Below are 19,742 nucleotides of genomic sequence, written 5' to 3'. Positions count from 1 at the left end.
CCCCAAATCAATTGTAGGCGTGAGCCTGCTCGCGCCTACAGGGGTTTTGTGTGGTTGCTTAGTGCTTGGCGGCAGCCAGAATCAGCGCTTTCATCTCGGACACAGCGGACTTGAAGCCGACGAACAACGCATGTGCCACCAGCGCATGGCCGATGTTCAGTTCGTTGATACCCTTGATCGCTGCCACGGCTTCAACGTTGTGATAGTGCAGGCCATGCCCGGCGTTGACGATCAGGCCCTGCGCCAGACCAAACGCCACACCGTCCGCCACCCGCTTCAATTCTTCAGCGACCTCGGTCGGTGTTTCGGCATCGGCATAACGCCCGGTGTGCAGCTCGATTGCCGGTGCGCCAACGCGCTTCGACGCGGCAATCTGACGCTCGTCGGCATCAATGAACAGCGACACTTCGCTACCCATCTTCGACAGACGCTCAACCGCTGCCTTGATGCGTTCCTCCTGCCCCGCTACATCCAGACCGCCTTCGGTGGTCAGCTCCTGACGGGTTTCCGGCACCAGGCAAATATGCGCCGGGCGGATGCGCTCAGCGAACGCCATCATTTCTTCGGTGACACCCATTTCGAAGTTCATGCGGGTCTGCAGCACGTCCTTGAGCAGCAAGACATCGCGTTCCTGAATGTGCCGGCGGTCTTCGCGCAGGTGCACGGTGATGCCGTCGGCGCCCGCCTCTTCCGCGTCCAGTGCCGCCTTGACCGGGTCCGGGTAGCGCGTGCCACGGGCCTGACGCAGGGTGGCGACGTGGTCGATGTTCACGCCAAGAAGAATGCGATTGCTGGTGGTCACGGGTGCGCTCCTGAAATGAGAGATTCGGCGCACAGCATACGGGGTGATCAGGGCTTGCGAAACAGTTCGCGGCTCACGAGCGGACGGCCGCCCAGATGCACCGCCAGTGCCTGACGCATCAAGCGCTTGGCGGCAGACAGTGCGCCGGGGGCGGACCAGTCGGCTTCGGCCATGGCCAGCAGCTCGGTGCCGTTGAACAGGCCTGGCTGCAACAGAAAGACTCGCTCAAGACCAGCATCGACTTGCAGACGATAGAGACCGTCTGGCGCGACAGACTCGCCATGGATGTCGGTGTTCAGGGCAAAGCCGTAACCGAGATCGTCGAGCAACCGCCACTCGAAGGAGCGCAGCAACGGCTCCAGCGGTCGGCCCTCGGCCAGAGCCAACAAGGTCGCCGCGTAATGATCGAACACGCCAGGGTGCGGATCTTCAGCCGGCAGCAGACGGATCAGCAATTCGTTGAGATAGAGGCCGCTGAACAGCGCCTCGCCGACCATCCAGGTCGCATTGCCGGCACTTTCCATGCGCCCGACATTCTTCAGTTCACCCTTGCCACGAAACTCCACTTCCAGCGGCACGAACGGCCGCGCCAACGTCCCGGCCTTGCCCCGTGCACTGCGCAACACCGCCCGCAGCCGCCCTTGCGGCGTGAGGAAATCCACCAAGGCGCTGGTTTCGCGGTAGGCGCGAGAATGCAAGACGTAGGCGGGTTGGGCGGGAGGTGGTGTTGAGGACATGGAGTTCTCATTGATAAAAACGCGGCTTTATATTCACCCCAAAAACCAATGTGGGAGCGAGCTTGCTCGCGAATTCGGTGTGACAGTCAACATCAATGCTGAATGTTACATCCTCTTCGCGAGCAAGCTCGCTCCCACAGTGGGTATCGGTGTTCTCTGGATCGGTGATTACAGGTCGCCGTAACCCAGCGAACGCAGTGCACGCTCGTCGTCGGACCAGCCGCCCTTCACCTTGACCCACAGGTTGAGCATGATCTTGGAGTCGAACAGCAGCTCCATGTCCTTGCGCGCTTCGGTGCCGATGCGTTTGATGCGCTCGCCCTTGTCGCCAATGATGATCTTCTTCTGCCCGTCACGCTCAACGAGGATCAGCGCGTGAATGTGCAGGGTTTTGCCCTGCTGCTTGAACTCTTCGATCTCGACGGTGATCTGGTACGGCAGCTCGGCACCCATCTGGCGCATGATTTTCTCGCGCACCAGTTCGGCGGCAAGGAAACGGCTGCTGCGGTCGGTGATCTGGTCTTCCGGGAAGAAGTGATCGTTCTCCGGCAGATGATCGGCAATGACCTTTTCCAGCGCTTCGAGGTTATGCCCGTGCTGCGCGGAAATCGGGATGATCTGCGCGTTCGGCAGCTGTTCCTGCAACCACGACAGGTGCGGCATCAGCTCGGCCTTGTCTTCGATGCGGTCGGTCTTGTTCAGCGCAACGATCAGCGGGCCGGTCACGTACTGCACGCGCTCCAGGACCATCTGGTCTTCTTCGGTCCACTTGGTGCGGTCGACCACGAAGATCACCACGTCGACGTCTTTCAACGCCGCCGAAGCGGTCTTGTTCATGTAGCGGTTCAGGGCCTTTTCGCCCCCCTTGTGCATGCCGGGGGTGTCGACGTAGATCGCCTGCACGTCACCCTCGGTCTTGATTCCGAGCATGTTGTGACGGGTGGTCTGCGGCTTGCGCGAGGTGATCGCCAGCTTCTGGCCGAGGATGTGGTTCAGCAGCGTCGACTTGCCGACGTTGGGACGGCCGACGATGGCAACGTAGCCACAGCGAGTTGCGTTTGTATCAGTCATTGCCATTCTCCACGCCCAGGGCAATCAGTGCTGCGGCGGCCGCTACCTGTTCGGCAATGCGACGGCTTACACCCTGACCCCGGCTTTTTTCATTCAGTAAGACCACTTCGCATTCGACGAAGAAGGTTCGGCAGTGCGGTTCACCCTGGATATCCACCACTTCGTAGCGTGGCAGTTCGCAACCACGCGATTGCAGATGTTCCTGCAGGCGGGTCTTGGGATCCTTGTTGGTGTCGACCAGCGTCAGGCCTTCGAACTCGCCAGCCAGCCAGGCCAGAACGCGTTCGCGCGCCATTTCCATGCCGGCGTCGAGATAGATCGCACCGATCAAGGCTTCGAGGGCATCGGCCAGAATCGACTCGCGACGGAAGCCGCCGCTTTTCAACTCACCGGATCCCAGTCGCAAGTAATCGCCAAGGTCGAAACCGCGCGCCAGTACGGCCAGCGTCTCACCTTTCACCAGGCGTGCGCGCAAACGCGACAACTGGCCTTCGCGGGCCAGCGGGAAGCGATCGAACAGCGCCTCGCCGGCGACGAAATTAAGGATGGCATCGCCGAGGAATTCCAGGCGCTCGTTGTTACGCCCGGCAAAGCTGCGGTGCGTGAGGGCCAGGAGCATCAGCTCCTGATCCTTGAAGGTGTAACCGAGCTGGCGCTCGAGACGGCTTAGAGAAACGCTCACGGTTTACCCACGCTGAGTTCGTGGCTGGATTCCACCGCCATCGCCGGGGTACGGCGCAGGCCTGGGACAATTAACGCTGTGTTCAAAAATGACGTCCTGAATATCGTGGCTTCATGCCCTGGCGCCGATTTGTGTCGACTCCAGAAATGCATTCGGCGCTGTGGTCAACAGCGCCGTGATTGATTACTTGATCAGGCCAACCCGCGAGAAATTCGGCAGGTGGCTGAGTTTCGGTTCCGGCCAGCTCATCCAGACAGCGAAGGCTTTGCCGACGATATTCTGGTCGGGAACCATGCCCAGCAGATCCTTGGGAATGTTCGGATCATCCCAGTAACGACTGTCGTTCGAGTTGTCGCGGTTGTCGCCCATCATGAAGTAGTGCCCGGCCGGCACTGTCCACGAACGGTCCGGGGTCGCGCGGTAGCGGCTCATTTCCTTGCGGATCAAGTGCTCGGCGGCACCGAGTTTTTCCTTGTAGAGCTCTGCGCTGCCCAGCGTGCCCGGCTCGGAGCCGACCAATTGCTCGGCAATCGACTCGCCGTTGACGAGCAGACGCTTGTCAGCGGTGTAACGCACCGTGTCGCCCGGCAGGCCGACTACACGCTTGATGTAGTTGACGTTCGGGTCGCTTGGATAGCGGAACACCATGACATCGCCACGCTGTGGATCACCGACTTCGATGATTTTCTTGTCGATCACCGGCAGGCGGATCCCGTAAGAAAACTTGTTCACCAGAATGAAGTCGCCAACGTCCAGGGTAGGTTTCATCGAACCGGAAGGGATCTGGAACGGTTCCACCAGGAACGAACGCAGCACCAGCACGATGAACAACACCGGGAAGAACGACTTGCCGTATTCAACCAGCAGCGGCTCTTTGTTCAGCTTTTCGACCACCACGGGTTCGGGCTGGCTGACACTGCCTTGATAAGAGGCAATGGCAGCACGCCGACGCGGCGCCAGGAACAGCAGATCGAGCAACGCCAACAGGCCGCAGACGAACACGGCGATGACCAGCAACAGCGGGAAATTTAGTGACATAGGACCTGACTATTCCAACCTGAGCACGGCAAGGAAGGCTTCTTGTGGAATTTCCACGTTGCCGACCTGCTTCATGCGTTTCTTACCGGCCTTTTGCTTCTCAAGCAGTTTCTTCTTACGGCTTACGTCACCGCCGTAGCATTTGGCCAATACGTTCTTTCTGAGCGCCTTGACGGTTGTCCGGGCGACGATCTGACCACCGATGGCGGCCTGGATCGCTACGTCGAACATCTGACGAGGAATCAGTTCTTTCATCTTCTCGGTCAACTGGCGACCTTTGAAGTGCGAGTTGTCACGGTGCACGATCAACGCCAGGGCATCGACCTTGTCACCGTTGATCAGCACGTCCAGTTTCACCAGATTAGCCGATTGGTAACGATCGAAATGGTAATCCAGCGAAGCATAGCCGCGGCTGGTGGATTTGAGACGGTCGAAGAAGTCCAGGACCACTTCGTTCATCGGCAGGTCGTAAGTGACCTGTACCTGATTGCCGAGGAACAGCATGTCGACTTGAACGCCGCGCTTCTCGATGCACAGGGTGATGACGTTGCCCAGGTGCTCCTGCGGCACGAGGATGTTGGCGCGCACGATCGGCTCGCGCATGTCCTCGATCGCCGAGACGTCTGGCAGCTTCGACGGGTTGTCGACGTAAATCGTTTCACCGGTTTTCAGCACCAGCTCGAAAATTACCGTCGGTGCCGTGGTGATCAGATCCAGGTCGTATTCGCGCTCGAGGCGCTCCTGGATGATCTCCATGTGCAGCATGCCGAGGAAGCCGCAACGGAAACCGAAGCCCAGGGCGTCGGAGCTTTCCGGGGTGTATTGCAGCGACGAGTCGTTGAGGGTCAGCTTCTGCAGGGCTTCGCGGAAGTCCTCGAAGTCGTCGGAGCTGACCGGGAACAGACCGGCGTAAACCTGTGGCTGGATGCGCTTGAAGCCGGGCAGTACCGGGACATCCGGGGTCGAACTCAGGGTCAGGGTGTCACCGACCGGTGCACCGTGAATGTCCTTGATGCTGGCGATGATGAAGCCCACTTCGCCGGCCTTCAGGTCAGCGGTGGCGGTGTGTTTCGGGTTGAACACACCGACGCTGTCGACCAGGTGCACCTTACCGGTGGACTTGACGAGGATTTTGTCGCCCTTCTTCACGCGGCCATGCCGCACACGCACCAGGGAGACAACGCCCAGGTAGTTGTCAAACCAGGAGTCGATGATCAGCGCTTGCAGCGGATCTTCGATATTGCCGGTCGGCGCAGGAATGGTGGCGACCAGACGCTCGAGCACTTCGTCGACACCCAGGCCCGTCTTGGCGCTGCAGGTGACGGCGTCGGTGGCGTCAATGCCGATGATCTTTTCGATCTCGTCTTTGACGCGATCAGGCTCGGCCTGTGGCAGGTCGATCTTGTTCAGCACCGGCATGACCTCGAGGCCCTGCTCGATGGCGGTGTAGCAGTTGGCCACGGACTGGGCTTCAACGCCCTGACCCGCGTCGACCACCAGCAAGGCACCTTCACACGCCGCCAGGGAACGGCTGACTTCGTAGGTGAAGTCGACGTGGCCCGGGGTGTCAATGAAGTTCAGCTGGTAGGTAACGCCGTCTTTGGCTTTGTAATAGAGGGTAACGCTGTGGGCCTTGATGGTGATCCCGCGTTCGCGCTCCAGATCCATGGAATCCAGTACCTGGGCTTCCATTTCACGCTCGGCCAGGCCACCGCACATCTGGATGAAACGGTCAGCCAGCGTCGACTTGCCATGGTCAATGTGGGCGATGATGGAGAAATTGCGGATATGACTCAAATCACTCACGGATCAACACTCAAAAAGGCTGCAGGCTTGGCCCGCCGAAAAATAGCCGGGAATTGTACCTGATACACGACGCAAGCGTCACGTTCGCCTGTCACCCGGATTGCATACGAAAACGCCCCTATCTGTCGACCGAGGCGTTTTCAAAGTCAAGGCACTGACAACAACAGGGCCATCAACCGGCCCGTCGCAGCAGCCAGACACCCGCCAGCCCACACACGCCGGCCGGCACCAGCACCGCGAACAGCGGCGAGAAACCGAATACCAGGCTTGAAGGCCCCAGCAGATCCTGAACGATGCGGAAGGTAAACCCGACCAGCACGCCGGTGAAGACCCGCTGGCCCAGGGTCACGGAACGCAACGGGCCAAAGATGAAGGAAATCGCCATCAGCACCAGGGCAGCGGTGACCAGCGGCTGCAACACCTTGACCCAAAATGCCAGCCAGTAACGACCGTTGCTCAGGCCCTGCTCGGCCAGATAGTGGATGTACCCCCACAGACCGCTGATCGACAGCGATTCAGGCGCCATCACTACGGTGCTGAGCAATTGCGGGCTCAGGGCAACATTCCAGCGTTCGGTCGGCGCATTCAGGACTTCAGTGCTGCGCTCATGAAACACAGTGGTCGCGACATCGGAGAGTTCCCAGTAAGTGCCGTCGAACTCGGCCTTTTTGGCAAAACTCGAACTCAGCAGATGACGCTCCTTGTCGAATTGATAACGGGTCACGCCATACAACAGGCCGTTGGGTTGCACGGCGTTGATGTGGATGAACTCGTCACCCTGACGGTGCCACATACCGTGCTTGGCGCTCTGCGCGTCGCCACTGCCCTGGGCCAGCGAGCGGTTGGCCTGGGCCATGCTCTCGGTGGCCGGCGCAACGTATTCGCCGATCAGCACGCCCGCCAGCATCAGGACGAACATCGGTTTCATCACCGCCCAGACGATGCGCCCGATGGACACACCGGCCGCACGCATGACCGTCAGTTCGCTGCTGCTGGCCAGACTGCCGAGGCCGATCAGACAGCCGATCAACGCCGCCATCGGCAGCATTTCGTAGAGACGGCGTGGCGCGGTCAGCAATACAAAGCTCAGGACATCGACCAGCGTGTAGGTTTCGCTGACATCGCCCATCTCGTCGATGAAGGCGAACAGCGTCGCCAGGCCCAGAATGATAGCCAGCACGGCGATGATCGCCACGAACACACTGCTGCCGATGTAGCGGTCGAGTTTAACCACGAGCCACCTCCAGCGCAGCGGAACGACGGCTGGCCAGCTTCAGGCGCAGAGGTTCCCAGTACAACAGGCCGAGGCCAATGACCAGGAAGATCGCGTGCACCCACCACAAGCCCAGGGCCGGCGGGAACTTGCCCTTTTCAAGGGCGCCGCGAGCGGCAATCAGGATGGTCAGGTAAGCCATATAAAGAAGAATCGCCGGCAGCAGCTTGAGGAAACGCCCTTGACGCGGGTTGACGCGCGACAGCGGCACCGCCATCAGGGTCACGATAAAGACCAGCAGTGGCAGGGACAGGCGCCATTGCAGCTCGGCCCTCGAGCGAATGTCATCGCTGCCCAGCAGAGTCGACGTCGCCATCGCATCGCGGTCTGTCACCTCTTCGCTGACTTCCGGCTTGGGCAACTGTACGCCGTAGGTTTCGTAGTGGATCGCCCGATAATCAGCCTGACCCGGGCTGCCGTCATAGCGGTAGCCATTGTCGAGAATCAGGTAACGGGTGCCATCCGGACGTGCTTCCTGACGACCCTTCTCGGCCACCAGCACGGAAATGCCGCGATCCTTCTGATCGGCACCGAGGTTTTTCTGCGAGATGAACACACTGCCGAGGTTGACGCGATCGTCGCTCAGGGTTTCGGTGTAGGTCACCCGGGTACCATCGCGCAGGGCCTGGAAGCGGCCCGGTTCGAGGGTATCGAATTCGGTCAGGGCGTCCTGCTTGTTCAGCAGCAACTGGAACTGGTTGGCGCCTTGCGGGGCCAGGCCCAGGCTCAGCCAGGCCACCACCAGCGCGACCAGCGTGGCCGGGAACAGGGTCATGCGAAACAGCTTCTGCTGGCTCATGCCGGTGGCCGAGAGCACGGTCATTTCGCTTTCCAGGTACAACCGACCGTAAGCCAGCAGGATCCCGAGGAACAGGCCCAGCGGCAGGATCAGCTGCAGAAAGCCCGGCAGGCGATAACCCATGATCAGGAACAGCGAGCCCGGATCGAGCTGGCCGGCAGCGGCCTGGGACAGGTATTTGATGAAGCGACCGCTCATGATGATGACCAGCAGCACGGCACTCACGGCGCTGAGGGTCAACAGGACTTCGCGGGACAGATAACGGAAGACGATCAAACCAGACACTCCAGGGTTGTCAGGCTAAGGCGGCCAAACAAGCAAACACTTCGACCGGCCCGCAACGCAGAGCCGTCGAAAAAAGATGCGGCATTATCCTGTGATTGAGGGCGCCTGTCACTGCGCACACTCATCCGCACGCGTAATACGTTGAAGATCGTACAACCGAGGGTTGTCAGGCGCGGGGAGCGAGGTTCAAACTGCGGCCCTTGTCGCAGGCTTTGGCCTGCGCCTCTTCTATCTATAAGCAGGCGGCTGCGGACACCGTCGAACGCCTGCGTGTTGACCATTCATTCAGGGATCCGGACATGGAACTGGTTGTAAAAAGCGTTAGCCCAGAAACGTTGAAAACCGCCACCCTGGTGGTTGCCGTCGGCGAAGGCCGCAAACTCGGCACCGCCGCCAGACAGGTCGACGAGTTGAGCGGTGGCGCGATCAGCGCCGTACTCAAGCGTGGCGATCTGGCCGGCAAGGTCGGCCAGAGCCTGCTGCTGCACAGCCTGCCGAACCTGAAAGCCGAGCGCGTGCTGCTGGTCGGCGTGGGCAAGGATGAAGAACTCGGCGACCGTCCGTTCCGCAAAATCGTAGCCGGCATCCTCAACACCCTCAAAGGCCTGGGCGGCAGCGATGCCGTGCTGGCGCTGGATGAAGTCATCGTGAAAAACCGCGACAGCTACGGCAAGACCCGTCTGCTGGCGGAAACCCTGGTGGACGGCAAATACACCTTCGACCAGTTCAAGAGCCAGAAAGCCGAACCGCGCGCCCTGAAGAAAATCACCCTGCTGACCATCAAGGCTGCTCAAGCCGAAGTGCAACGCGCCGTGAACCACGCCACCGCGATCGCCAACGGCATGGCCTTCACCCGTGATCTGGGTAACCTGCCACCGAACATCTGCCACCCGACGTTCCTCGGCGAACAAGCCAAGAACCTCGGCAAGGAATTCAAGGATCTGAAAGTCGAAGTCCTCGACGAGAAGAAGATCAAATCCCTGGGCATGGGCTCGTTCTACGCCGTCGGCCAGGGCAGCGCCCAGCCGCCGCGCCTGATCGTCATGCAGTACAACGGTGGCAAGAAGTCCGAGAAGCCATACGCACTGGTCGGTAAAGGCATCACTTTCGACACCGGCGGCATCAGCCTGAAGCCGGGCGCCGGCATGGACGAGATGAAATACGACATGGGCGGCGCCGCCAGCGTGTTCGGCACCCTGCGTGCCGTGCTTGAGCTGAAACTGCCGATCAACCTGGTGTGCATCCTCGCCTGCGCCGAAAACATGCCGAGCGGCAACGCTTCGCGTCCGGGCGACATCGTCACCACCATGAGCGGCCAGACCGTGGAAATCCTCAACACCGACGCCGAAGGCCGTCTGGTGCTGTGCGACGCGCTGACCTATTCCGAGCGCTTCAAGCCGCAAGCGGTGATCGACATTGCGACCCTGACCGGCGCCTGCGTCGTGGCACTGGGTGCACACACTTCCGGCCTGCTGGGCAACAACGACGAACTGATCGAGCAACTGCTCAGCGCCGGTAAAACCGCTGACGACCGCGCCTGGCAACTGCCGCTGTTCGACGAGTATCAGGAGCAACTGGACAGCCCGTTCGCCGACATCGCCAACATTGGCGGGCCGAAGGCCGGCACCATCACCGCCGCGTGCTTCCTGTCGCGCTTCACCAAGAACCTGAACTGGGCGCACCTGGACATCGCCGGCACCGCCTGGACCAGCGGCGGCAAGGACAAGGGCGCCACCGGCCGTCCGGTTCCACTGCTGACCCAGTACCTGCTGGACCGCGCCAAAGCCTGAAACCGATGACGTGCGGCGGCGTCACTGAACGGTGGCGCCGCCCGCACATCAGGAACCGTAATGACCAAAGTCGACTTTTATATCCTGCCCAGCGCCGATCCGTCCGCGCGCCTGGATTTTGCCTGCAAGCTCACCGAGAAAGCCTGGCGCATGGGCCACCGCATCTATCTGCATTGCAGCGATGTTGCCCAGCGTGATGATCTCGATGCGCGCCTGTGGGCGTTCAAGGGCGAAAGCTTCGTGCCGCACGGTCCCGCCGACAGCGAACCGGACGGCTTGATCGTATTGGGCCTGGGTGACGACTGCGGTCAACATCAGGACCTGCTGGTCAATCTCGACCTGAAAGTCCCGGCCTTCGCCAGCAAATTCGCCCGCGTGGCGGAGGTGGTGGTGGAAGATCCGACGATTCGCGCGGCGGCACGGGAGAGTTTCCGTTTCTACCGCGAACAGGGCTATCCTCTGCAAGACCACCGTTTACAGCGACTCTGAGTACGCCGATGGACACTCCAAAACCGCTGCAAAAGTCTGCGCACCTGCTGGACGATCTCGAATCGATCCGCCAGTTGCTCGGCGATGACAACCTGCAACCGCCGCTGCTGACCGATACGGTCGATGAAGGCGAACAGGAACAGATTCCGATGTTGTTCGACCCGGTCGTCAGCGAACCGCCAGCCGTCGAACCACCTCCCGCCCCCGTTGCACCCGCTGCACAACCTGCCGCGCCCGCTGCCAAGGGCCCGGACGCCCTGCTCCACCTGGACAGCGAACTGCGCGCCGCCGCGCAATTGATCATGCAAGACGTGATTGACGACTTCGCGCCGCACATCGAAACCGAAATCAAACGCCGCCTCGACGCGCGGATGGAACGGCTGCTCGCCGCAGCTACGAGCGGCAAGCTTTAAGCTGCAAGCCAAAGCTAAAGCCCAAACGTACCTGCCACCCTCCTCTTGCAGCTTGCGGTGGCTTGTAGCTTGCAGCTGTCCTCGCGGCTATACTTCCCGGCTTTTCCTGAATAAATGCCAATAGGGTCCCGCCGCGCATGGATAAGACCTACCAGCCGCACGCCATTGAAACTTCCTGGTACAACACCTGGGAGTCCGAGAACTATTTCGCACCGCAAGGCGCGGGCGATTCCTACACCATCATGATCCCGCCGCCGAACGTCACCGGCAGCCTGCACATGGGTCACGGTTTCAACAACGCGATCATGGACGCCCTGATCCGTTTCCGCCGCATGCAGGGTCGCAACACCCTGTGGCAGCCGGGCACCGACCACGCCGGTATCGCCACGCAGATGCTGGTGGAGCGTCAACTGGAAGCCACCGGCCAGAACCGTCATGACCTGGGCCGCGAAAAATTCCTCGAGAAAGTCTGGGAGTGGAAGGATCAGTCCGGTGGCAACATCAGCCGTCAGATCCGCCGCCTCGGTTCGTCCGTGGACTGGAGCCGCGAGCGCTTCACCATGGACGACGGTCTCTCGGAAGCGGTCAAAGAGGCCTTCGTGCGCCTGCACGAGGACGGCCTGATCTACCGCGGCAAGCGTCTGGTCAACTGGGACACCAAGCTGCACACGGCGATTTCCGACCTCGAAGTGGAAAACCACGACGAGAAAGGTTTCCTGTGGAACCTCAAGTACCCACTGGCCGACGGCGCGAAAACCGCTGAAGGCAACGATTTCCTGATCGTCGCGACCACCCGCCCGGAAACCATGCTCGGCGACTCCGCCGTCGCGGTTAACCCGAACGATGAGCGCTACAAAGCCCTGATCGGCAAGTTTGTCGAGCTGCCACTGCTTGGCCGCCGCATCCCGATCATCGCCGACGATTACTGCGACCCTGAATTTGGCACCGGCTGCGTGAAAATCACCCCGGCTCACGATTTCAACGACTACGAAGTCGGCAAGCGCCACAACCTGCCGTTGCTGAACATCTTCGACAAGAACGCCAACGTGCTGCCAGCGGCCCAGGTGTTCAACCTCGACGGCACGCTGAACGACAGCATCGACGGCAAGATCCCGGCTGAATTCGCCGGTCTCGAGCGTTTCGAAGCGCGCAAGCAGATCGTGGCTGCGTTCGACGCCGCCGGCCTGCTGGTCAGCGTCAACGATCACGCGCTGAAAGTGCCGAAAGGCGATCGCTCCGGCACCATCATCGAGCCGTGGCTGACCGACCAGTGGTATGTGTCGACCAAACCGCTGGCCGAGCCAGCGATTGCTGCCGTTGAAGACGGTCGCATCCAGTTCGTGCCGAAACAGTACGAAAACATGTACTTCTCGTGGATGCGCGACATCCAGGACTGGTGCATCAGCCGTCAGCTGTGGTGGGGGCACCGGATTCCGGCCTGGTACGACGAGTCGGGCAAGGTCTACGTCGGTCGCGACGAAGCCGAAGTGCGTGCCAAGCACAACCTCGGCCCGGACGTTGTGCTGCAACAGGACAACGACGTGCTCGACACCTGGTTCAGCGCGGGCCTGTGGACGTTCTCCACCCTCGGCTGGCCGGAAAAGACCGAGTTCCTGAAGAAATTCCACTCCACCGACGTGCTGGTGACCGGTTTCGACATCATTTTCTTCTGGGTTGCCCGGATGATCATGCTGACCATGCACCTGATCAAGAACGAGGACGGCACCCCGCAGGTGCCGTTCAAGACCGTCTATGTACACGGTCTGGTGCGTGATGGTCAGGGCCAGAAGATGTCCAAGTCCAAGGGTAACGTCCTCGACCCGCTGGACATCATCGACGGTATCGAGCTTGAAGCGCTGGTGCAGAAACGCACCTCGGGCATGATGCAGCCGAAAATGGCGAAGAAGATCGAGAAGCAGACCCGCGACGAGTTCGCCGACGGCATCGCCAGCTACGGCACCGACGCCCTGCGCTTCACTTTCTGCTCGCTGGCTTCCACCGGTCGCGACATCAAGTTCGACATGGGCCGCGTCGAAGGCTATCGCAACTTCTGCAACAAGATCTGGAACGCCGCGCGTTATGTTCTGGACAAGGGCGAAGACTGCGGCCAGAACGGCGAAGCCTACGAGCTGTCGCTGGCGGATCGCTGGATCATCTCGCAACTGCAACGCACCGAAGCCGAAGTGACCCGTCAACTGGATCAGTTCCGTTTCGACCTCGCCGCGCAAGCGCTGTACGAATTCATCTGGAACCAATACTGCGACTGGTACCTGGAACTGTCCAAGCCTGTGCTGTGGGACGAGAACGCGCCGGTTGAACGTCAGCGCGGCACCCGTCGCACACTGGTGCGCGTCCTGGAAGTTGCGCTGCGCCTGGCGCACCCGTTCATGCCGTTCATCACTGAAGAAATCTGGCAGCGCATCGCGCCGCTGGCCGGCATTCAGGGCAAGACGATCATGCTGCAAGCGTGGCCAGTGGCCAACGAAGAGCGCATCGATCCGGCCGCCGAAGACGACATCGAATGGCTGAAAGGCCTGATGCTCGGCACGCGTAACATCCGTGGCGAAATGAACATCGGCCCGGGCAAGCCGCTGCCGATCTACCTGAAGAACGTCAGCGCTGAAGACCAGCGCCGTCTGACCGAGAACGAAGCGCTGCTGAAGAAGCTGGCGCGTCTGGAATCGATCACCGTTCTGAAGGCTGGCGAAGAAGCGCCGCTGTCCGCGACCGCACTGGTTGGCGAGATGGAAGTGCTGGTGCCAATGGCCGGCCTGATCGACAAGGGCGCCGAACTGGCGCGTCTGGACAAGGAAATCCTGCGTCTGCAGGGCGAAGTCCAGCGCGTTGGCGGCAAGCTGTCGAACGCCGGTTTCGTTGACAAGGCCCCAGCCGAAGTCATCGAGAAAGAACGCGCCAAACTGGCCGAGGCTGAACAGGCTTTGGGCAAACTGGCCGAGCAACACGCGCGGATTGCCAGCCTCTAACTGGTAAATCGCATTAAAAAGGCGCGCCACCCGATCGGGTGACGCGCCTTTTTTATTGCCTACTTTCCTTCATCCACTGCCAATCCCTGTGGGAGCGAGCTTGCTCGCGAAGAGGCCGTATCAGGCGAAAGTGATGTTGACTGAGAGGACGCTTTCGCGAGCAAGCTCGCTCCCACAGAGATCGGTGGTGTTGCTGATATTGAGTTCGCAGCGGCTGGATGTGGGACAATACCCGCCACTTTCAGCCATACCCGAATCGACCACGCCCATGAACGCCCCCCGCACACCCAAACCTGCGCGCAAGAAGCCTGATTCCGCGACCCCGGCCAAGACCGTTGAGCCGCGTGAAAAGGCCAGCCTGCACCCGCGCAATCGCCATCAGGGTCGCTATGACTTCCCGGCGCTGATCAAAACCACGCCGGAACTGGCGAAGTTCGTGATCACCAACCCGTACGGCAAGGAAAGCATCGACTTCGCCAGCCCCGATGCGGTGCGCGTGTTCAACCGGGCGCTGCTCAAGGCGTTCTATGGCATCCAGCATTGGGACATTCCAGCGGACTACCTCTGCCCACCGGTGCCGGGTCGTGCCGATTATGTGCACTTCCTCGCAGATCTGCTGGCGAGCATGAACGACGGCAAGGTGCCGCGCGGTGCCATCGTCAATGTGCTGGACATCGGCATGGGCGCCAACTGCGTGTACCCACTGATCGGCAACAGCGAATATCGCTGGCACTTCCTCGGCTCGGAAATCGACCCGACCGCCGTGGCAGCCGCCAGAGCCATCGTTCAGTCCAACGATCTGAGCAAAGTGATCCAGCTGCGCCAACAGGAAAACCGCAAGCACATCCTGATCGGCTTGCTGGAGCCGGGTGAGCGCTTTGACCTGACCATGTGCAATCCGCCGTTCCACGCTTCGATGGAAGAAGCGACCAAGGGCAGCGAGCGCAAGTGGCGCGCACTGGGCAAGGCTGATCCGAAACGCAAGCTGCCGGTGCTGAACTTCGGCGGTCAATCGGCCGAGCTGTGGTGTGAAGGCGGCGAAGCACGGTTCGTGACGCAATTGATCGCCGAGAGCGCGAACTTCCAGCACAAGGTGCTGTGGTTCAGCACGCTGGTGTCGAAAGCCTCGAACCTGCCTGCCATCGAGACCGCGCTGAAAAAGGCCGGCGTGCTGGAAAGCCAGGTGGTGGAGATGTCGCAGGGCCAGAAGCAGAGCCGCTTCGTGGCTTGGACCTTCCAGACCAAGTCCGAACAGCAGATCTGGCGCCGCGAGCGCTGGGTTCGCTAAACATTGCATCGCCGGACACAAATCAATTGTGGGAGCGAGCTTGCTCGCGAAGGCAGTGTGTCAGTCAAAGTTGAATTGACTGATGCGCCGCATTCGCGAGCAAGCTCGCTCCCACAATGGCTTATGGTGCTCAGGAGTCGGCCATCAAATCACAGGCACAAAAAAACCGTGCCCGGATCGCTCCGGTGCACGGTTTTTTTATCGCTGCGTCTTACTTGTTCACAGCGTCGGTCAGGCCTTTGGCCACAACCAGCTTGATCACTTTCTTGGCAGGGATTTCGATGGCAGCGCCAGTCGAAGGGTTACGGCCAGTGCGGGCAGGACGCTCGGTCACTTTCAGCTTGCCGATACCTGGCAAGGTGATTTCGCCGCCGTTTTCCAGCTGATCGGCAACGATTTGGCCCAGTTGGTCCAGAGCGTTACGCGCGGTGGTTTTCGGCGCGTCGATAGCTTCAGCGATGTCGGCGATCAGTTGGTCTTTAGTAAGAGCCATGTAGTGTTCCTTCCCTATCAAATTCATATGGATTGCAGAGTGCAGTGTCAGCCATCGAGCCCGATCTTCTGGATCTGGCACCCTCGGCGATAACCACGACGAGTCGGGGTTATAGATGCCGAAATCAGGGTTTGGTTCGACCTGACAAATGCTGAATGCACGCTTAACGCAGTGACTTCGCGTAAGACCGGGCAAAACTAGCACAGAGACGGGGAAATATCCGCCTCTAGCTACCCATTTGGTCAGGTTTATTGCGCTAAATCGGTAAAAAACTGCATAAGGGCCGCCGCCCGCCCCGGATTTGCCCTTCACCCCGCGCCAAAACCAGTGGTTGCGGTACACTGGGCGCTTTTTCGGGGGAGCCTGCCCTCCTCCCTTCCAACAGCCGAGAAGCCCATGCCGATCCGTCATTGCATCGTCCACCTGATCGACAAAAAACCCGACGGCACGCCCGCAGTTCTGCACGCCCGTGACACTGAACTGGCCGAATCCGCAGCCATCGAGAACATGCTCGCCGACCTCAACGAGAGCTATAACGCCAAACAGGGCAAAGCCTGGGGTTTGTTCCATCCGGAATCCGGCGCGTTCCCGTTCAGCGGCTGGCTGAAGGAATACATGGACGGCGGCAAGGACTTCACCGCCTTCAGCAAAGTCGCGGTCGAACACCTGCAAAAGCTGATGGAAGAATCGAACCTGTCGGTCGGTGGCCATGTGTTGTTCGCCCACTATCAGCAAGGCATGACCGATTACCTGGCCATCGCCCTGCTGCACCACAGTGAAGGCGTGGCAGTGACCGACGAGCTGGACGTGACCCCGTCGCGCCACCTCGACCTCGGCCAGTTGCACCTGGCGGCGCGAATCAACGTCTCCGAGTGGCAGAACAACAAGCAGTCCAAGCAGTACATCTCGTTCATCAAGGGCAAGAACGGCAAGAAGGTCTCGGAATACTTCCGCGACTTCATCGGCTGCCAGGAAGGCGTCGACGGCCCGGGCGAGACCCGCACCCTGCTCAAGGCCTTCAGTGACTTCGTCGAAAGCGAAGATCTGCCGGAAGACGCCGCCCGCGAGAAAACCAAAACCCTGGTGGACTACGCCAGCAGCCAGGCCAAACTCGGCGAGCCGATGGGCCTGGAAGAGCTCTCGGAGTTGATCGACGAAGAACGCCCGAAAGCCTTCTACGACCACATCCGCAACAAGGACTACGGCCTGTCGCCGGAGATTCCGGCAGACAAACGCACTCTCAACCAGTTCCGCCGCTTCACCGGTCGCGCCGAAGGCCTGTCGATCAGCTTTGAAGCACACCTGCTGGGCTCGAAAATCGAGTACGACGAAGAGGCTGGCACCCTGGTAATCAAGGGCCTGCCGACGTCGCTCACCGATCAACTGAAGCGCCGCAACTGATGCTCGGCAATGTGCTGAAGAAGGTTGCTCTGGTTCTGCTGGTGGTCGTGGTCTATCAGAACTGGGGCAAGATCGAGCGGGTGTTCAACCCGTCGCAGATGGTTTCGGAGCAGACGCGGGCGCAGGCCAATGTTGTGCTCTACGCCACCGACTGGTGTGGCTACTGCAAGCAGACCAAACGCTTTCTCGACAGCAAGGGGATTCCATTCAAGGAGTTCGATATCGAGAAGGATGCCGAGGCGCGCAAGGCGTACGAGGCATTGGGTGGACGCGGGATTCCGTTGATCGACGTGAATGGCACATTGATTCGCGGATTCGACCCGGATGAAATTCTGGCGGCTTTGAAGTAACGCACACCCCTGTGGCGAGGGAGCTTGCTCGCTCGCCACAGGGTCGGTCGCTGTTACTTGGCTTCGATGCGGAAGCCGAAGCGCGGGAAGTGCACATGCACCACACCGCCACGCGGGTCTTCACGGCGCAGGATCAACTCCTCACGGCCGGCAAACAACAACTCGCCCACCACTGGATCCACCCCGTAATCGGTGGCGGCAATCGCCACTTGCTGCCCGGCCTTGAACCCGTTCGGGTCTGCAAACTGCTCATCCGGCAGCGCCGCCGGCGTCGAGCTACGCGCCACTTCCAGCGCCTCCTCGGCAGTCATCGCGCTTGCCGCACCATGACCGAAGCCCAGCACACGCCCGAGCCATGCCGCGACAGCCGGATAGTCATCGACCAACGGTGCGGTGACGTGCGTCGCCTTGAGGAACCAAAGGGGATGCGCCAGGGCGAAGTCGGCAATCGACGGCTCGCCGAACAGGAAGTCGCCCTGCTCGCGCTGCAACTGCTGCTCCAGGCGCGCCATGATCGTTGGCCACTGGTGCTTGGCCTGCTCGGCCGACAACCGGGTGGCGCTGCCGCCACTGAACAACCCGGCCCGATCAGCGATGAACGCCTTGATCGCTTCCGGCGGCAACTTGCCGAAACGCACCGCCACCGACTCCGGCTGGAACACCAGGCTGACGGCATGCTGGAAGACCACCGAATCAGCCCACGCTGCAAAACTGGCGCTGGTCATTTCCTGACCTTCCGGGAAAAACGCCGGCAGGGCTTTTTCCTGCTCCAGGCGACGCGCGATCAGCGAAGTGTCGCAGTAAATGTCGGCACCGATCTGCAGCACCGGGGTCTTGCGATAGCCACCGGTCAGGGCGGTCAGATCTGGCTTGGGCATTACCGGCGAGATGTGCACCGAACGCCAGGACAAGCCTTTGAACCCCAGCAGAAGGCGGGCCTTCTCGGCAAATGGAGAGGTCGGGTAATGATGGAGAATCAACTCGGACATGCTCGGCTCCGCCGCTCAGATAGTGAGCCAGCAGCTTAGCGTGCATTTGCTTAGCAGCCTACAGATCTGCCTGATGGGAACTGATCAGTCTGATTGATAAGACGCGACCAGGCATTCCTTGGCGCTCTTGCGCAGCTTTTTGATCAGCCGTTCCTGGCGCAAGGCGTCGCTCTTGTCGCGGCAACGCTCGGTGTAGACCAGTGCCATCGCCGGGCTGGAGAGGAAAAACCGTGCGCCTTTGCCGCTCTGATGTTTGGCAAAACGGCGCACCGGGTCGTCACTGATCCCGCAATACAACGAACCGTTGGCTGCGCGAACGAGATAGACGAACCAGGATTTGCTCACCGGTTCGGCAGTATCGACAGAATTTTCGCCAGGGCTGGTCACTTCGGGATCAAGACGTGTAGGAAACAGGCCGCGATCTTATCAGCGACTGGTCTGAAATGCCTTCAGCCCTTTCAACGCCTGCGCACGCACGGCGTTGCGTACCAAAGGCGTCCAGCCCAGCAGCAGGCCTTTGAAACCCAGGGCCTGGCGCGACCAGCGCCACAGGTCGAAATGATCATGATGCTCGCAGATCTTGCCGTCACGGAAGACGAAACGTGCCTGGATATCGTTGATCACCACGTTGCCGGTCTGACTGAACAGATACGTCGCCACCCAGTGCGCACCACCGCTGCGCTCATCGGCGCGGACATTGTCGAAGGTCAGCGAGAAGTCTTTGGCGCGGGTGGTGAGCATGCGCCACATGTCGCCGGCCTCACGCCCGCGCAACTCGCCGAACGCCGGGTCGCTGAACACCACGTCATCGGTGTAACAGGCGGCCATGGCTTCGGCGTCGAGGCGCTGGAAGGCCTGGTAGAAACGGGTGATCAGGGCGGCGTGGGCTTCGCTCATGGGCAAACTCCAAAATAGGTACAGAGTGCCAGCACCATAATCTGCAATGCGCAGAAACACTATCGGCATTCGTAAACCGAATACCACGCACGATCTTCAAGGCGCCCCAAAAACTGTGGGAGCGAGCTTGCTCGCGAAGAGGCCGGCACATTCAA

At 60.5% G+C, this 19,742-nt stretch carries 19 protein-coding genes; 7 read left to right on the top strand and 12 right to left on the bottom strand.

All coding sequences use genetic code 11. From position 1 onward, the window contains the following. Positions 1-58: 58 nt before the first annotated feature. The 8 genes from pdxJ to lptF all read right to left on the bottom strand — a co-directional run bounded on the left by pdxJ (position 59) and on the right by lptF (position 8,484). Entirely contained in the window at positions 59-802 is a 744-nt protein-coding gene (gene pdxJ / locus HV782_RS06045) for a pyridoxine 5'-phosphate synthase (RefSeq protein ID WP_128613873.1), read from the bottom strand. Positions 803-849: 47 nt separating this feature from the next. Continuing rightward, positions 850-1,539 (bottom strand): DNA repair protein RecO, encoded by a 690-nt coding sequence (gene recO / locus HV782_RS06040; RefSeq protein WP_123464903.1) that lies wholly within the window; start codon positions 1,537-1,539, stop codon positions 850-852. Between the two features lie 168 nt (positions 1,540-1,707). Next, positions 1,708-2,610, bottom strand: coding sequence for a GTPase Era (era, locus tag HV782_RS06035; RefSeq protein ID WP_064586098.1), 903 nt, complete (start codon positions 2,608-2,610; stop codon positions 1,708-1,710). Beyond that, positions 2,603-3,292: a ribonuclease III gene (rnc, locus tag HV782_RS06030; protein ID WP_123464899.1), complete on the bottom strand. Its 690-nt coding sequence runs from the start codon at positions 3,290-3,292 to the stop codon at positions 2,603-2,605. Before rnc ends, era begins: the two co-directional genes overlap by 8 nt. A gap of 183 nt (positions 3,293-3,475) precedes the next feature. Further along, on the bottom strand, positions 3,476-4,330 hold the full coding sequence (lepB, locus tag HV782_RS06025; protein WP_123464897.1) for a signal peptidase I: 855 nt from the start codon (positions 4,328-4,330) through the stop codon (positions 3,476-3,478). A gap of 9 nt (positions 4,331-4,339) precedes the next feature. Continuing rightward, on the bottom strand, positions 4,340-6,136 hold the full coding sequence (gene lepA / locus HV782_RS06020) for a translation elongation factor 4 (protein WP_085608162.1): 1,797 nt from the start codon (positions 6,134-6,136) through the stop codon (positions 4,340-4,342). Between the two features lie 172 nt (positions 6,137-6,308). Further along, on the bottom strand, positions 6,309-7,370 hold the full coding sequence (gene lptG, locus HV782_RS06015) for an LPS export ABC transporter permease LptG (protein WP_128613869.1): 1,062 nt from the start codon (positions 7,368-7,370) through the stop codon (positions 6,309-6,311). Next, complete coding sequence (gene lptF, locus HV782_RS06010) at positions 7,363-8,484, bottom strand: LPS export ABC transporter permease LptF (RefSeq protein WP_186745467.1); 1,122 nt, start codon at positions 8,482-8,484, stop codon at positions 7,363-7,365. Before lptF ends, lptG begins: the two co-directional genes overlap by 8 nt. Before the next feature lie 308 nt (positions 8,485-8,792). On the opposite strand from lptF, the gene HV782_RS06005 reads away from it, so the two are divergent. The 5 genes from HV782_RS06005 (at position 8,793) to rlmF (ending at position 15,457) form a co-directional block, all read left to right on the top strand. Beyond that, positions 8,793-10,283 (top strand): leucyl aminopeptidase, encoded by a 1,491-nt coding sequence (locus HV782_RS06005; protein ID WP_123464891.1) that lies wholly within the window; start codon positions 8,793-8,795, stop codon positions 10,281-10,283. Between the two features lie 60 nt (positions 10,284-10,343). Then, positions 10,344-10,772: a DNA polymerase III subunit chi gene (locus HV782_RS06000; RefSeq protein ID WP_123464889.1), complete on the top strand. Its 429-nt coding sequence runs from the start codon at positions 10,344-10,346 to the stop codon at positions 10,770-10,772. A gap of 8 nt (positions 10,773-10,780) precedes the next feature. Beyond that, positions 10,781-11,185: a DNA polymerase III subunit chi gene (locus tag HV782_RS05995; RefSeq protein WP_128614613.1), complete on the top strand. Its 405-nt coding sequence runs from the start codon at positions 10,781-10,783 to the stop codon at positions 11,183-11,185. Between the two features lie 137 nt (positions 11,186-11,322). Further along, positions 11,323-14,169, top strand: coding sequence for a valine--tRNA ligase (locus tag HV782_RS05990; RefSeq protein WP_186745478.1), 2,847 nt, complete (start codon positions 11,323-11,325; stop codon positions 14,167-14,169). Between the two features lie 268 nt (positions 14,170-14,437). Then, positions 14,438-15,457 carry a 23S rRNA (adenine(1618)-N(6))-methyltransferase RlmF gene (gene rlmF, locus HV782_RS05985; RefSeq protein WP_123464883.1) on the top strand — a complete coding sequence of 340 codons (1,020 nt, stop codon included), beginning with the start codon at positions 14,438-14,440 and terminating at the stop codon, positions 15,455-15,457. Positions 15,458-15,668: 211 nt separating this feature from the next. Here the strand turns inward: rlmF and HV782_RS05980 are convergent, their stop codons facing one another. After that, complete coding sequence (locus tag HV782_RS05980) at positions 15,669-15,950, bottom strand: HU family DNA-binding protein (protein WP_003221909.1); 282 nt, start codon at positions 15,948-15,950, stop codon at positions 15,669-15,671. 396 nt (positions 15,951-16,346) lie between these two features. Between HV782_RS05980 and yejK the strand changes: the two genes are divergently transcribed. Both yejK and HV782_RS05970 read left to right on the top strand, forming a co-directional pair. Then, positions 16,347-17,351, top strand: a complete 1,005-nt coding sequence (gene yejK, locus HV782_RS05975; RefSeq protein ID WP_123464881.1) for a nucleoid-associated protein YejK — start codon at positions 16,347-16,349, stop codon at positions 17,349-17,351. Next, the gene (locus HV782_RS05970; protein WP_128614614.1) at positions 17,351-17,701 is read left to right on the top strand and encodes a glutaredoxin family protein; all 351 of its coding nucleotides are present in this window, start codon (positions 17,351-17,353) and stop codon (positions 17,699-17,701) included. The genes yejK and HV782_RS05970 overlap by 1 nt, the downstream gene beginning before the upstream one ends. A 53-nt stretch (positions 17,702-17,754) precedes the next feature. Here the strand turns inward: HV782_RS05970 and HV782_RS05965 are convergent, their stop codons facing one another. The 3 genes from HV782_RS05965 to HV782_RS05955 all read right to left on the bottom strand — a co-directional run bounded on the left by HV782_RS05965 (position 17,755) and on the right by HV782_RS05955 (position 19,587). Continuing rightward, positions 17,755-18,690 (bottom strand): glutathione S-transferase family protein, encoded by a 936-nt coding sequence (locus HV782_RS05965; RefSeq protein ID WP_186745480.1) that lies wholly within the window; start codon positions 18,688-18,690, stop codon positions 17,755-17,757. Positions 18,691-18,774: 84 nt separating this feature from the next. Further along, positions 18,775-19,077, bottom strand: coding sequence for a GIY-YIG nuclease family protein (locus HV782_RS05960; RefSeq protein ID WP_123464875.1), 303 nt, complete (start codon positions 19,075-19,077; stop codon positions 18,775-18,777). Between the two features lie 39 nt (positions 19,078-19,116). Beyond that, on the bottom strand, positions 19,117-19,587 hold the full coding sequence (locus tag HV782_RS05955; RefSeq protein ID WP_123464873.1) for a nuclear transport factor 2 family protein: 471 nt from the start codon (positions 19,585-19,587) through the stop codon (positions 19,117-19,119). Positions 19,588-19,742: the final 155 nt, after the last annotated feature.

The sequence above is a fragment of the Pseudomonas monsensis genome (genome assembly GCF_014268495.2).
GTDB classification, from domain to species: domain Bacteria; phylum Pseudomonadota; class Gammaproteobacteria; order Pseudomonadales; family Pseudomonadaceae; genus Aquipseudomonas; species Aquipseudomonas monsensis.
Note: the sequence above shows the minus strand (reverse complement) of the source record. Positions and strands in the feature narration are given on the sequence as shown.

What these genes read in the sequence shown, in the direction of transcription:
- recO (WP_123464903.1), bottom strand. Translation starts at nt 1,539, where the DNA reads ATGTCCTCAACACCACCTCCCGCCCAACCCGCCTACGTCTTGCATTCT.
- era (WP_064586098.1), bottom strand. Translation starts at nt 2,610, where the DNA reads ATGACTGATACAAACGCAACTCGCTGTGGCTACGTTGCCATCGTCGGC.
- lepB (WP_123464897.1), bottom strand. Translation starts at nt 4,330, where the DNA reads ATGTCACTAAATTTCCCGCTGTTGCTGGTCATCGCCGTGTTCGTCTGC.
- HV782_RS06005 (WP_123464891.1), top strand. Translation starts at nt 8,793, where the DNA reads ATGGAACTGGTTGTAAAAAGCGTTAGCCCAGAAACGTTGAAAACCGCC.
- HV782_RS06000 (WP_123464889.1), top strand. Translation starts at nt 10,344, where the DNA reads ATGACCAAAGTCGACTTTTATATCCTGCCCAGCGCCGATCCGTCCGCG.
- HV782_RS05995 (WP_128614613.1), top strand. Translation starts at nt 10,781, where the DNA reads ATGGACACTCCAAAACCGCTGCAAAAGTCTGCGCACCTGCTGGACGAT.
- HV782_RS05990 (WP_186745478.1), top strand. Translation starts at nt 11,323, where the DNA reads ATGGATAAGACCTACCAGCCGCACGCCATTGAAACTTCCTGGTACAAC.
- rlmF (WP_123464883.1), top strand. Translation starts at nt 14,438, where the DNA reads ATGAACGCCCCCCGCACACCCAAACCTGCGCGCAAGAAGCCTGATTCC.
- HV782_RS05980 (WP_003221909.1), bottom strand. Translation starts at nt 15,950, where the DNA reads ATGGCTCTTACTAAAGACCAACTGATCGCCGACATCGCTGAAGCTATC.
- yejK (WP_123464881.1), top strand. Translation starts at nt 16,347, where the DNA reads ATGCCGATCCGTCATTGCATCGTCCACCTGATCGACAAAAAACCCGAC.
- HV782_RS05970 (WP_128614614.1), top strand. Translation starts at nt 17,351, where the DNA reads ATGCTCGGCAATGTGCTGAAGAAGGTTGCTCTGGTTCTGCTGGTGGTC.
- HV782_RS05965 (WP_186745480.1), bottom strand. Translation starts at nt 18,690, where the DNA reads ATGTCCGAGTTGATTCTCCATCATTACCCGACCTCTCCATTTGCCGAG.
- HV782_RS05955 (WP_123464873.1), bottom strand. Translation starts at nt 19,587, where the DNA reads ATGAGCGAAGCCCACGCCGCCCTGATCACCCGTTTCTACCAGGCCTTC.